A 13,254-nucleotide genomic window follows, 5' to 3' on the forward strand; every position below is an offset into this window, starting at 1 on the left:
ATACCGGTCACATTCAAAATGAAGTGCAGCATCAGTAAGGGCCCAATAATCGTAAGCCAACCCCAGGGAGCCGTGATCGCCAGACAGACATAAGCCCACCAGTGCAACCATTCAAAAAAGTAATTAGGATGTCGTGAGAATCTCCAAAACCCCGCGCGACAGACTTGACCCTGATGTTCAGGATTCGCGCGAAATCGAGCAAGTTGCCAGTCGGCAATGAGTTCACACGGAATGGCAATCAACCAAATGCCTATTCCGACATAATCATAGAGCCCCAGCGGCGATGTACCACGCGACGCGATCAACATCGGCAACGCAAACAGTAAACTGCCGATCGCCTGAAATTGGAAAAAACAGAATAACTTAAACTGTGCCGCACTGCCCCAATCCTGTTTCAGAGTCTGATAGCGACCATCTTCTGCCATGGTGAGGACGCGCCACAAAATATACGCACTCAGACGCAGCGCCCAGAACAGAGCCAGCAATGCGATAACAATACGCCTCGTGATATCACCGTCAGCGCTACCCCATACAAAAAAGAGAGCCAGCAGGCCAACCCCCATGCCCCAGGCCACATCCACGATTCCCGCATCGCCTGAACGACGCTGTATCAACCACAGAATTCCCATCACTGCTGCCATCGATATCCAACCGAGGAAAATCATTAACCAGGGATTCACGACAGGACCTCTTGTTCCGACTGCTCCGAAAAACTGAATGTATCAATGAACTCATGTCGTACCGGGTCGAACCGGCAATCCGGCTTCGCAAACAACATCTGAACCGTATTGCACTGCCGTTCCTCAAACGCAGCTTCGCAATAACTGAAATAATAATTCCACATGCGGATAAACGATTCAGAATAACCCAACTCCCGAACCTGATTGAGCTGATCATTGAACTGCTTTCGCCAGCAGCGAAGTGTCTGCGCATAATGTGGGGCAATGTCTTCCAATTGCAGCAGTCGCATGTCAGTGATGCTCGCCGTTGATTGCAGAATCGCAGCTACCGAGGGCAGACATCCACCCGGAAAAATATACTTGCGAATGAAATCAACACTCTGGAGATACTCCTGAAAACGCTGATCCTTAATCACAATACTCTGTAACAACATCATTCCATCGTTTTTCAACAACTCGCTGCATTTCTGAAAATATGTATCAAAAAACTGAGAACCGACGGCTTCAATCATTTCAATAGAAACCAGTTTGTCATACTTACCTTCTAAGTCTCGGTAGTCAGAAAGCAAGACTGTCACACGATCTGTGAGCCCCGCCGCCTGAACACGTTCGACAGCCAGATTATATTGCTCACGAGAGATGGTTGTTGTTGTGACCTGACAACCAAAATTCTTTGCTGCATAAATTGCCAGGCCTCCCCAGCCCGTGCCGATCTCCAGTAAATGATCATCCGGTTCGAGTCTAAGGTGACGACAAGCACGTTCTAACTTGGCAAGCGAGGCATCATGCATCGTCGATGAGGGCGTTTCGAAAACGCCGCAAGAATAACTCATAGTCTCGTCAAGAAACAGCTGATAGAAATCGTTTCCCAAGTCATAATGCGCGTGAATGTTTCTAGCTGCCCCGATCCGCGTATTCCTACGAAGCCAGTGCCCTGCTCTCGCACTTCTCTGACAGAACCGGGCAAACCCCCGTTCAAATCGATCAGATACATCCAGATTACGAATGAATATACGAACCAATGACATCAAATCGTTGCATGACCAGTCCCCGTCAATGAGTGATCTTGCAATACCCAGCCCTCCCCCCAATACAGCACGGCGATAAAACCTTGGATGATGCACCGTCACTTCTACTCTGAGATCTGTATGTTGTTGTCCAAAACAGACGCATTCATTTCCATCGTTTAAGGTCACCATTCCTCGAACCAGTCGATTTAACTTTTTCACCAACAGCCTGCGACAGATGGAATCGATGAAGCCTGCTTGTGAAGCATGTTGCAGTTTGTGCTGGTCGCTGGTTTTATCAATCCCAAATGTTGTCATGATGTCCTCGAATTTTTATTTTGCTCTGAAGATTGAGAATGTTTCGGATGTGGATGATAGGGAACGCCTTTCTTCCACAGACGTAAAGCCTGCCAGTAGATTGCCGCGAATACATAACCCGTGATCAGTGGATAATAAATCAAAGAACGTGTCAGATTTGCGGTTGTCAATTCCCGCCGTTCAAGCTGCAAAACGACATCAAAAATTTTTTCACCATCGCGATGATTCTCAATATTGACCGTAATCCTGTCTTGAGGCTCCGTTATCTGCCAGAAATATTGAATGTCCATCGGCATGAATGGCGAGACGTGAAACGTTTTGTCTATGGGTTGTTTTTCGCTTCCCGGACGAAATTGATCCGCATCTATGATATAGCAATGTTGCTCGCCCCAAGGCGTGTTGTGTACTTCCGCAACCACCGTTTGTACCGCTTGCGAGTCTTTGTCGAAACAAAAATAAAATGAGACAGGATTCATAATAAATCCGAAATAGCGTAAATGCGTAAGCAGTCGAATTGGTCCATTCGGACTGGGACGACCGCTTTTTGTAACGAAATCTCTTACGGCATCCGAAAGCGATTGATCTGAATCACCCATATGATCCTCACGACAAAACCGCGCCAGCGCCGGCCTGCGCGTAGACCAAAACCATCGACCATGAAATACAGTCTGAATCTCATCGAGGTCCAGGTACATCAGGAAGATTCGGTTGCGAAAGTTGTGTTCAACTGGTGCATAGCGTCGATGTCGTACCCAACCTGTGAAGATTCCGCTTTCCATGTTTCATCCGATTCCAATAACGCCTGACAAACCGCCAACGCACTGTTGACGCCATCTTCGTGAAAACCATTTCCCCAATAAGCGCCACAAAAAGACGTCCGCTGCTGATTGATCAACTCTGCATGACGCTGCTGTACCTGAGCACGACCTGCTGTAAAAATGGGATGCGCGTAGTTGATACGGCGAATGACTTGCTTTGGATCGACTCGATCCTCACCATTTAGTGTCACGCTAAACGTATTTTTCGAAGACAGATTTTGCAACAGATTCATATTATAAGTTACGGTGGCTTTCTCATTGCTCTGGGAGGGAGCGAAGTAATTCCAACAGGCCCAGGCACGCCGAGTGCGAGGTAATACCGACACATCCGTATGCAGTTGGGCAACATTTGACTCATAGGGAAATGACGACAGCAATTCGCGTTCTGTCGAACTCGCCCCCTTATCCAGAATTTTCAATGCCTGGTCACTATGACAGGCAAAAATGACATGATCAAATCGTTGAGGCAAACCTCCAGAAAAACAGAGCTCAACGTATTGTTCTCCCCGAGCGATCGAAATAACGGGCGTGTTCACTCGAATCGATTCAGCAAAACTGGCTGTGAGTGCTTTGACATAAGTATTTGAACCACCACAAATCACTCTCCATTGTGGACGATCGCGAATCGCAAGGATCCCATGATTCAGATAAAACTCGACGATAAACCGAACTGGAAATTGTTCAAAGGTCCCTAACGGACAAGACCAGATGGCTGAACCCATCGGCAGAAAATACTGCTCGATAAACTCTTTTGAAAAACGTTCACGGGCAAGATATTCTCCTACCGTTTGCTTCTCGTCGTTCGACTCTAACAATTCAACTGACTGGCGATTGAAACGTAAAATATCTTTCATCAGCCGATAGAAATGAAGATTGAACAAATTGCGTCGCTGCGCGAACATGCCATTCAGGTCAGCCCCTCGATATTCAAGACCCGTACGAGCGCACTTCATGCTGAAGCTCATCTCTGTCGGCTGTGAAGCGACACCCAGTTGATTCAAAATCTTCGTAAAATTGGGATAGGTCTTGTAGTTAAAAACGATAAACCCTGTATCGACAGCATGCTGCTCGCCATCAATATCTACATCAATGGTATTGGTATGCCCGCCAACATAATCATTTGCTTCAAAAACGGTAATATCATGTTGAGTTTGTAAACAATAGGCTGCGGTTAGGCCTGAAATCCCGGCACCAATTATAGCAATCTTCACAACTGTACCTCACTTGTCGTACGCGTAATATCACAGCTGCTGTCATTTTGGTGGCAACGTCCTGTAAATCGCAATCTATTTTGGGCAAAGACTCGATAAAATAACTCGATTAATTGTGACAGACCCGGTAATCTTGTCACGGCCACAAGCCAGCCCAATCCCACGATTGAATAGAGCCTCCGAAATACTTCCACCCCAGTAACCCAGGTATCATCAGACAGCCGTGCGTGCATCTCGTTCATAAACTGACCATATGTCTTCCCATATTTTTCAGCACTAAAGTCAGGATCTGCAATGTTTGTGAACAGGATCTTGCTCTTCCGGTCCAGGAGACGAATCATCCTGACTTCCTTTTCACATAAAGGGCATGCTGCATCATAAAATGCTTCGAGTTCGTATTGCTGATTCATCAGTTCTTCCTGCTTTCTGACTGAGAGATGTACTACTCAAATCAATAACCGCCCAAATCGCACATCATTTCGAGATCTGTTTCCTCAGCCTCCAGTCGTAACTTGGCAACTGCACGTTTCTCAAGCTGCCGGACTCTTTCTTTCGAAATCCCTAATTCATCCGCCAGACTCTGAAAAGTCCGAATTTTATGTTGATTACCTAGTGCAAACCGGCCGTATATTATGAGCTGTTCCCGGTCATCTAGATTCTTCATCGTTTTCGATAGCAAATGCGACATCTCACCCCAAATTTGTTCGCCCATTACCGGCACCACCTCTTCACTTGCATCATCGAGTGCGCTTGTATGAGTTGCCGGCATGAAACGAAGGTTTGCTTTTCGTCGATCTGCAATCGTTCGATAAGCAAAGTTAGAGATAGCATGATAGGCATAAGTACTGAAACGAAACCCGCGGGAGTAATCAAATTTGTCAGCTGCCTTGATCAACGACCAGATCCCATCACTAAGTAATTCATCAAACGAAACATGAGGTGTGACACACTTCTTGACAATGGACACGACCAGTCGCATGTTACAACGTATTAAATGGGCACGACTATTAAGTGCTTCACTCAAATATTGATCTATTTTGTTGATTTTATATTCATCAGGTGCTGCAGGATCGAGCTGTGAACGAAGTGCATTTGCCTTGAATTTGAAATAATTCATTCGACGAAACAAATTTCGCTCTGCTTCTGCTGTCAGAACCTCTGCCTCGCAAAGCCGTGACAGATACGAAGGTAAGTTTTGAGAAGTATTGAGAGACAGCATATCACCTGAAACATGTAAATCATCAGGCAATGATTCTGCCAGAATTTCTTCTTCCAGGTCCGCTGAGTTAAAAGTAGCATTAGGAATGAAATCGATTTCAGTCTCTAACAGCTCGAGTGCACGATTGACCACACAGCAACGATGCGTGCTCTTTGGTTCCGGTGTGGATGTTTCAAGAGATGCAATCATTTCGAGTCTCCTTAAGTACTATTCGTTCAATTCGTTCATTCAGATATATCGACGCCCCACCGCCTCGGCCACCCTAAATTCGTTCATATCGTTCATTTTTTAAAATAAAAATATAGATCCCTGTAAAAATGTGATTCTAGTTTTGTACTTGTCAAAACAATAACATAATCTAAGATCAAACAGTTTAAGTATCCCACTAGTCACACAATAACGATCATATCGTTCATACAGAGAATCAGATAATGCAACAGTTTTTCACTCCCAAACAGGTTTCTCGCGCCATGCAAGTGAGCGAATCCTCCGTGAAACGCTGGTGCGACAAAGATATCATCCCCACGCAGTACACAGCCGGGGGACACCGCCGCATCGCACTTTCCGAACTCATAGAGTTTCTACGTTGCAGTAAACATGAGCTCGTGCGCCCTGAAATACTCGGATTGCCCGCAACTTCCGGGCAATCAATCCGGGTCATCGATCGTTCAGCCGAACAGCTCGCACAAGCGTTACTACAGGGTGATGAAGAACAGTGCAGAAGAACCATACTCGACCTCTATCTGGCCGAACATAGTATCAGCACGATTTGCGATCTGGTGTTTGTAAAGGCGTTTTCCATCATCGGTAACCGCTGGCAGTGCGGTGATGCTGAAGTCTACCAGGAGCGTCGTGGTTGCGAACTGACAATGAGAGTCATCCACGAGTTACACAAGTTGGTCCCTGTTCCAAAGGAAGACGCACCTGTCGCCTTGGGTGGTGCTGCCGAAGGTGATCTCTACAACATGGCCACGACCATGATAGAACTGGTATTACGAGATAACCATTGGAATGCGGTTTCTCTGGGCTACAACCTGCCGTTCCATACCCTTGAAGCAGCGCTCAGACAAAAGAGTCCTAAGCTGTTCTGGCTAAGTGTGAACCATATACCGAACGAATCGGAGTTTATTCAGTCGTACAACCAGCTATTTAACCAGTTTGGGAATACTATCGCATTCGTTGTCGGCGGTCGTGCGCTTCACGAAGACATCCGCAAGCAGATCCAGTATGCAACATACTGTGATAACATTCGACACGTGGAATCTTTTGCGCAGACTCTACTGAGTGCGGCAAAAACCTGAGAGGATGATATCCTGGTCGGGTTGATGAGTTTCAAAAACAACAGCAGAAACAATAATCGGACCCGCTTACACTCTAAGATTCATTATCAGATACCGGGATATACTTGTTATACAATTCCGCATAATCCTCGCGTACGGGACTGAAGACGTCCAATACAACAGCGGGCCCATCGACGGCGATCGCCTGATGCGGTGTGTTCGGTGGGATAATAAACATCGCGCCCGCTTCAACAACTCGCACTTCATCTCCCATCGTCAATTCCAGCCTGCCCTCCAGAAGCATCCCACCTTGCTCATGTGGATGATGGTGCAGAGGCACAATGGCGCCCTCATCCATTTCCAGATAAGACAACATCAGATTTTCCCCATAAGGGGTTCGCAATTTGCAGCCGGGTAGCACTTCCAAAGCTTTGACCGTGTTGATATCGATAAAGGGCATACTGTAGAACTCCATTACCAAAGTGACATTTTATTTTCACGAAGATTACACTAACCTCAAGTTAAAGAAAATATCCCAAAATTGATAGTCTGGTGAACCCGGATCGAAATCAGGATGTCTCATACACAAGCATTTTAGATCAACCGGCAGCGTTTTCAAAGTTTCATAAAATTCAATACCAACACAGTAAATCTACATTCTTCAATATCTCTGAAAGATCGGCAACTCAATGTACGTGCCATCCTCTTTTGCTGAAACCGACATCAATGTACTTCATCATTTTATTGAACAGAACAGTTTTGCGACACTGGTAACACACAGGGACGACGAGCCGTTCGCAAGCCATATCCCTGTATTACTGGACCGCAATCAGGGGGAATACGGGCAACTGATTGGCCATTTTGCGAAAGCCAACCCTCAAAGTAAAACAGAGACTCTTCAGAATGTGCTCACAATTTTTCACGGTCCCCATGCCTACATTTCACCCACTTGGTATGAGGCGCCTGATCTGGTACCCACCTGGAATTATCAGGCGGTGCATGTTTATGGACGTTATTCTGTGATTGATGATCCAGGTCAATTAAAAGAAATTCTCAAGCAATACGTCAGTTTTTATGAAGCTGCTCAACCCACGCCCTGGACGATGAAAAACGTGGATCCTGCCTTCGCAGATCAGTTACTGCAGAGTATTGTCGGGTTTACTATCAACATCGAACGGATTGAAGGCAAATTCAAACTCAATCAAAACCATCCCGTAGACCGGCGGGAAAAAGTAATCAAGGCATTACAACAACAGCGCAATGACAACGCTCAGGCCATCGCAGCACAGATGAAAGCCCACCTACCCGACTAACAGATCAACTCGTTTTCTCTAATTAACGGGCATACTCAATCGTACGCGATTCACGCATGACAGTCACCCGAATTTCACCCGGATAGGTCAACGAATCTTCGATTGCCTTAGCGATATCTTTACACATTTTCGCCGCTTCTCGATCATTCACTTGGTTGGAATCGACAATCACGCGCACTTCGCGTCCCGCCTGTATGGCATAGGTATGATCGACACCCGGAAAACCGCAAACAAGTGTTTCCAGCTCTTCCAGACGACGGACATATTTCTCTAACGTATCGCGACGCGCTCCCGGACGCGATGCAGAACAGGCATCGGCGGCAGCAACCAGAACTGTATAGATATAATCAGGGCGAATATCATCGTGATGGCCGGCAGCAGCGTGCACAACCTCTTGAGATTCTCCATAGCGCTTTAATAATTGTGCACCAACGGCAGGGTGTCCCCCTTCCATTTCATGATCGGCTGCTTTCCCCACATCATGAAATAACCCACAGCGACGGGCGACTGTTCCATCCAGACCGAGTTGCTCTGCCATGATACCCGTTAATGCGGAAACTTCGATCGAATGCCTTAACACATTTTGACTGTAACTTGTTCGAAAATGTAAACGCCCTAAAAGATCAACCAGCTTGGGGTTCACACCGGAAATATTAACTTCCTGACAGGCACTTTGTCCCATCGTCTGAATATATTCTTCCAGTTCTTTCTGCGTTTCTTCGACAACCTCTTCAATTCGTGCCGGGTGAATACGACCATCATTGACTAGTTTCTGTAATGACATCTTTCCGATCTGACGCCGCACGTTGTCAAAGGCAGATACAACCACAACGCCCGGCGTATCGTCCACAATCACATCCACGCCTGTTGCTTTTTCAAACGCGCGAATATTCCGACCTTCGCGGCCAATAATCCGGCCTTTCATTTCTTCTTCGGGCAGATCAACTGTAGAAACCGTCGTTTCCGCCACATGACCAGAGGCAAACCTCTGAACCGCCATGCCAATTGTCTCACGAGCAATTTTATCGCAAGATTGCTTCAACTCAGCCTGATGCTTCAGAATCAGGGCACCCGTTTCATTTTTTAGATCTTTATCCAGACGATCCAGTAGCATCTTGGAAGCCGTTTCACGATCGAGACCGCTGATTTTAAATAACTCTTCCTGCTGATTCTTGAGGGCCCGTTCCAGCTCTTGCTCTCTCGCTTCGGCAGCTTTGGAGCGGGAGGCCAGTTTTGACTGCGTTGCCTGAATCATGGCTTCTTTCTTGAGGAAATCGGCCTGCTGATCTTCCAGTGTCGTTTCGCGCTTACTCAGCTTCTTTTCAATCGACCAGAGCTCTTCGCGCTGCTTATTCACATCTTCTTCGAGCGATTCACGACGCTTTAATAACTCCTCTTTCGCTTCCAGCTTCTGGCTTTTGAGCAGGTTTTCTGAATCCAATTCAGCTTGCTTCAGAATCTGAGCATAAGACTGGTAAGCAGACCCTCGGCGGATACGGTCGATGAAATAACCAATAACAGTCCCGACAACGAACGCCAGACCCGCCCCGATTGCGACTTCAGTAGACATATTCCAGGTGCTTCCTCTGCGCCTATAGTAAAAGTTCCTTTCCTGTTACCCGCCATACGGCCTTAGCAAACAACAGAGACATAATTGAACCGATTTGACTTTTTCCTGATCACAGGGCTAAGTCAAAACAATACAAATCATGTTGTCAGGAATTTCTATAGAATGACAGGAGCGTCAGAGAGTTTAAAAATTAAAGATGCCTAATGATAAGAAATGAAATTCAATGACATACTTTAATTTAATACAGCCCAGAAAAATAATATCTCTACAACAAAAACCGGCCCGTGCTTTGATCTGCTTATCGACGTTTAAAACGCCATCGGTTAGATCGTACCTTCACTGGTACACGAGACGGCAACTCGATTCCCAAACAAGACAACAATCGACGCACGATCTCATTTTTCTGTTCCTGTTGAGCCATGAACTCAACATTCGATGAGTGATCTCTTGAAAAAAGAGAACACTCTCGTGAACGAATCAGCGCCGGCAATACTCCTACCCATTTGGCTATCAGAGCATAAACTGCAAGAATCGTCTCATTGAGAATACCAAACATTGTTGATTTTCCAATTCCACTGAACCTGGGACTGCTTTAAAAACTCTTTAATCACAGAAACCAATTGAACTCAAATTGAATTCAGCCTCTGTAACGATGCTCCCCATCAAACCGAGAAATGCCGAAAGGAAACTTAAAAATAAAAAACGTTGAAACAATTGTAAAAAGTGAATTCACCCACACCCGATAATACGTTGTCACTCACCTTATGCTCAAAGATCAAATATTCTCTGAGAGAAGAGAAACAAATCGTTTTACTTAATGACAGGCAAAACTTCTCTTATAAATTCTTTTTTTATGGTAACAAGACAATTCCTGTTTCGATAGTATATAGTTGGAAATATTGGCCGAAAGTCAAATCTCTAAAGAGAGCGCGTCCAATTTTACCCAAGCAGCTTCAACTCTATGATACGTAATCCAAAGGGACCTGAAGACGCGACCATAAACCTGAATACAGGCTAGATTACCGTCTCTTTACTTTGCAAATCACATCCCGCTTTTCAGAACTCAAAATTTCGATGAATCAGTTTGTTGCAGCAGTGAAAAACGGTTTGCTAGAGTGCCAACGGCGGATTGACCTGGAACGGCTCTCCCAAGGCAACGTTAGTCCACCTGGAAACGGCTCCGAAAATCGGATCCTGATTGCCGTCTCAGGCGGGGCAGACAGCATTGCTTTGATGCGAGCCTTAGAACAGTTAATGAGATCAACCAAAGCTCAATCCCCTGCCTCGCTGCCCCCCGACTCATTGATCGTGGCCCATTTGAATCATGGCCTGCGAGGAGAACAATCAGATGCAGATGCATCCTGGCTCGAAGCGGAATGCCAGCGTTTCGCGCTTCCTTTTGTTACCGAAAAACAGGAACTCGCTCATGCTCAACCAGAAACAGGCGAAGGCCTGGAAGAACGCTGCCGAAAAGCACGCTATGATTTTTTAACCCGTTTAGCCCGCAAACATCAATGCACACAAATTGCGATTGCTCATACGCGCGATGATCAAGCGGAAACGGTGTTACACCATATCGTCCGAGGAACCGGAATCGCAGGCCTCAGAGGAATTCCACGTATTCGTGCTATGCAGGCAGGAATTTTTTTAATCCGCCCGATGCTCGAAATCAGTCGCGAAGAAGTGATTCATTATCTCAAAGAAAATTCACAGGACTACCGCGAAGATGAATCAAACGTCGATACCAGCTTCACTCGAAACCGCATTCGGCATCAACTCATTCCTTTATTAAAAAAAGAGTTTAACCCGAATGTAGCCCAGGCAATCTATCGACTGTCTCAACAGGCGGATGAAGTGAGCACACTCATCTCAGAACAAGTGAAACAGGTTTTAAACGCCGCCACTTTGGATCAAAATCAGGAACTATGGAGATTAGACTGCAACGTTTTCAAAAACGTACCAGACCATCTCATTAAGCAATGTTTTCTGTCAATCTGGCACGAGATGGGCTGGTCGCGGAAAAGAATGGGCTTTGATCACTGGCAAAGACTGCTGGAGTTATCCCGGTCCGGAAAGAAACTAAGCCTGCCGGATCAAATCACTGCCGAGCGCCGTGAACGATTACTTATTTTACGCAAAATGATAAGTGATCCATCTGATCAGATAGAACGAATCTGATAAACATTCGCATTCCTGCATATGTATCGTGGAAAATTTAATCGCCGTTGGTTAGAATCTGGCGTTGCTGATTAATATATGACATCGTTTCCTCCTCAATTGGCAATGGAGAGGAAGTCCATTTGTGCGTTATTGTCGTGTAAACAAGACCATTCAAAGCATCCATTCGTGATCATCATTCGATCTATTCGCTTCTGAATTACCACCTCTTGTAAAACACATTGCACTTGTATCTCGCCCTGTTTAATCAAAGCCCTGTACAATCAAAGAAGATGCAACTATGAATAACAACAGATCGCTATTTATTGCGAGCTTTATGACTCTTATCGCCGCCGGCGTGGGCTTCGCAATTCGAGGAGGTATCCTGGCTGACTGGGGTGCCCAATACGGTTTTACCAAACTGGAACTGGGTACGATTACGGGAGGGGGACTCGTCGGGTTCGGAATCGTGATTCTACTTGCCAGCCTCATCACCGATAATGTTGGCTACAAACCACTTCTGCTGTTGGCGTTCATTCTGCATGTGCTTTCCGCTGTAATTACTTTAGCAGCAACTCCGATTTTTGAAGCGATGGGTAAAGACGCCACTTACTGGTGTCTTTATATTGGAATGTTTATGTTCGCCGTCGCCAATGGTCTCTGTGAAGCGGTGATTAACCCGCTCGTGGCCACACTTTATCCCAAACAAAAAACTCACTACCTGAATATTCTGCATGCAGGCTGGCCCGGCGGTTTGATCATTGGTGGAATCATTGCTGCCATCTATGCCAACCAGAAAAGTAGCGTTGACTGGCTTCGCTGGGAAATCCCCATGACAGTGTTCCTGATCCCAACTTTGATTTATGGTCTAATTGTCATTAAAAACAAGTTTCCACAATCAGAGGCCAAATCTGCCGGTGTTAGCTACGGACAGATGCTGATGACATTCGCCAGCCCCCTCTTATTATTCTTACTCTTTCTGCATGCCTGTGTGGGATACGTAGAACTGGGAACCGATAGCTGGATTGCCAGCATTACCGATTCGATCTTAACCGGCCAGGGACTGATACTATTTATCTATGCGTCCGCGATTATGTTCATCCTGCGTTTCTTTGCAGGGCCGATCGTCGAGCGAATCAACCCATTAGGTCTGCTCTGCGTGAGTGCATGCTTTGGTGCCGTTGGGTTATACATGATTGGAAGTTCTCACGAAGCCTACATGGTCTGGATCGCCGTTACGGTATATGGTCTGGGAAAAACCTTCCTCTGGCCTACCATGCTGGGTGTGGTTGGCGAACGCTTTCCCAAAGGGGGCGCCATTACGATGGGTGCCATGGGTGGCATCGGCATGCTTTCAGCAGGTCTTTTGGGTGGTCCGGGAATCGGTTATAATCAGGATTATTATGCCACGGAAAAACTGGAAGAACTTTCCCCACCAGCTTATAAACGGTATTCCGTTGCAGACAAAAGTGGCTTTCTTTTCTTCCCCGCGATTAAAGGACTGGATGGATCGAAAGTGGGTGTTCTGAATAACGATGGGAAAGACTTGGCGGAAACCGTTGCCATACTCAAAAAAGAAGGCAAAACAGAAAAAAATGTAACCGCCTTGGATCAATGGTGGCAGGGGGCGAAAAAATTCGCGCCAGAAGACAAGAAGCCTGTGGATGAAGCCGGGGATTAT

12 protein-coding genes are annotated in these 13,254 nt (G+C 46.1%); 4 read left to right on the plus strand and 8 right to left on the minus strand.

Going from position 1 to position 13,254, the window contains the following annotated elements; translation table 11 throughout:
• From Q0668_RS15535 to Q0668_RS15560, 6 genes are all read right to left on the minus strand, one after another.
• The coding region (locus Q0668_RS15535) for a DUF1295 domain-containing protein (protein ID WP_298866293.1) at window positions 1-680 on the minus strand (680 nt) is incomplete at its 3' end.
• Complete coding sequence (locus Q0668_RS15540; protein ID WP_298866295.1) at window positions 677-2,005, minus strand: cyclopropane-fatty-acyl-phospholipid synthase family protein; 1,329 nt, start codon at window positions 2,003-2,005, stop codon at window positions 677-679. The genes Q0668_RS15535 and Q0668_RS15540, both read right to left, overlap by 4 nt.
• Window positions 2,002-2,784: a DUF1365 domain-containing protein gene (locus Q0668_RS15545; RefSeq protein ID WP_298866298.1), complete on the minus strand. Its 783-nt coding sequence runs from the start codon at window positions 2,782-2,784 to the stop codon at window positions 2,002-2,004. The genes Q0668_RS15540 and Q0668_RS15545 overlap by 4 nt, the downstream gene beginning before the upstream one ends.
• On the minus strand, window positions 2,700-4,034 hold the full coding sequence (locus tag Q0668_RS15550) for an FAD-dependent oxidoreductase (RefSeq protein WP_298866300.1): 1,335 nt from the start codon (window positions 4,032-4,034) through the stop codon (window positions 2,700-2,702). Before Q0668_RS15550 ends, Q0668_RS15545 begins: the two co-directional genes overlap by 85 nt.
• Window positions 4,031-4,444: a thiol-disulfide oxidoreductase DCC family protein gene (locus Q0668_RS15555; protein ID WP_298866302.1), complete on the minus strand. Its 414-nt coding sequence runs from the start codon at window positions 4,442-4,444 to the stop codon at window positions 4,031-4,033. Before Q0668_RS15555 ends, Q0668_RS15550 begins: the two co-directional genes overlap by 4 nt.
• A 41-nt stretch (window positions 4,445-4,485) precedes the next feature.
• Window positions 4,486-5,442, minus strand: coding sequence for a sigma-70 family RNA polymerase sigma factor (locus Q0668_RS15560; protein ID WP_298866304.1), 957 nt, complete (start codon window positions 5,440-5,442; stop codon window positions 4,486-4,488).
• A gap of 242 nt (window positions 5,443-5,684) precedes the next feature.
• Between Q0668_RS15560 and Q0668_RS15565 the strand changes: the two genes are divergently transcribed.
• A complete protein-coding gene (locus tag Q0668_RS15565; RefSeq protein WP_298866306.1) occupies window positions 5,685-6,554 on the plus strand; it encodes a B12-binding domain-containing protein in 870 nt (289 codons plus the stop codon).
• Between the two features lie 73 nt (window positions 6,555-6,627).
• Here the strand turns inward: Q0668_RS15565 and Q0668_RS15570 are convergent, their stop codons facing one another.
• Window positions 6,628-6,993: a cupin domain-containing protein gene (locus Q0668_RS15570; protein WP_298866307.1), complete on the minus strand. Its 366-nt coding sequence runs from the start codon at window positions 6,991-6,993 to the stop codon at window positions 6,628-6,630.
• A gap of 229 nt (window positions 6,994-7,222) precedes the next feature.
• On the opposite strand from Q0668_RS15570, the gene Q0668_RS15575 reads away from it, so the two are divergent.
• Window positions 7,223-7,846 carry an FMN-binding negative transcriptional regulator gene (locus Q0668_RS15575; protein WP_298866308.1) on the plus strand — a complete coding sequence of 208 codons (624 nt, stop codon included), beginning with the start codon at window positions 7,223-7,225 and terminating at the stop codon, window positions 7,844-7,846.
• Window positions 7,847-7,868: 22 nt separating this feature from the next.
• Here the strand turns inward: Q0668_RS15575 and rny are convergent, their stop codons facing one another.
• Complete coding sequence (rny, locus tag Q0668_RS15580) at window positions 7,869-9,416, minus strand: ribonuclease Y (protein WP_298866311.1); 1,548 nt, start codon at window positions 9,414-9,416, stop codon at window positions 7,869-7,871.
• A 1,074-nt stretch (window positions 9,417-10,490) separates the two neighbouring features.
• On the opposite strand from rny, the gene tilS reads away from it, so the two are divergent.
• Together tilS and Q0668_RS15590 are read left to right on the plus strand one after the other, a co-directional pair.
• On the plus strand, window positions 10,491-11,594 hold the full coding sequence (gene tilS / locus Q0668_RS15585) for a tRNA lysidine(34) synthetase TilS (RefSeq protein WP_298866313.1): 1,104 nt from the start codon (window positions 10,491-10,493) through the stop codon (window positions 11,592-11,594).
• A 280-nt stretch (window positions 11,595-11,874) separates the two neighbouring features.
• A partial coding sequence (locus Q0668_RS15590; RefSeq protein ID WP_298866315.1) for an MFS transporter occupies window positions 11,875-13,254 on the plus strand: 1,380 nt, incomplete at its 3' end.

Origin of the sequence: uncultured Gimesia sp., assembly GCF_937910335.1 — a bacterium.
GTDB lineage: Bacteria > Planctomycetota > Planctomycetia > Planctomycetales > Planctomycetaceae > Gimesia.

Bases quoted from the DNA above. Each gene is read 5' to 3' on its own strand.
- Q0668_RS15545 (WP_298866298.1), bottom strand. From the start codon at position 2,784: ATGGAAAGCGGAATCTTCACAGGTTGGGTACGACATCGACGCTATGCA.
- tilS (WP_298866313.1), top strand. From the start codon at position 10,491: ATGAATCAGTTTGTTGCAGCAGTGAAAAACGGTTTGCTAGAGTGCCAA.
- Q0668_RS15540 (WP_298866295.1), bottom strand. From the start codon at position 2,005: ATGACAACATTTGGGATTGATAAAACCAGCGACCAGCACAAACTGCAA.
- Q0668_RS15570 (WP_298866307.1), bottom strand. From the start codon at position 6,993: ATGCCCTTTATCGATATCAACACGGTCAAAGCTTTGGAAGTGCTACCC.
- rny (WP_298866311.1), bottom strand. From the start codon at position 9,416: ATGTCTACTGAAGTCGCAATCGGGGCGGGTCTGGCGTTCGTTGTCGGG.
- Q0668_RS15575 (WP_298866308.1), top strand. From the start codon at position 7,223: ATGTACGTGCCATCCTCTTTTGCTGAAACCGACATCAATGTACTTCAT.
- Q0668_RS15560 (WP_298866304.1), bottom strand. From the start codon at position 5,442: ATGATTGCATCTCTTGAAACATCCACACCGGAACCAAAGAGCACGCAT.
- Q0668_RS15565 (WP_298866306.1), top strand. From the start codon at position 5,685: ATGCAACAGTTTTTCACTCCCAAACAGGTTTCTCGCGCCATGCAAGTG.
- Q0668_RS15555 (WP_298866302.1), bottom strand. From the start codon at position 4,444: ATGAATCAGCAATACGAACTCGAAGCATTTTATGATGCAGCATGCCCT.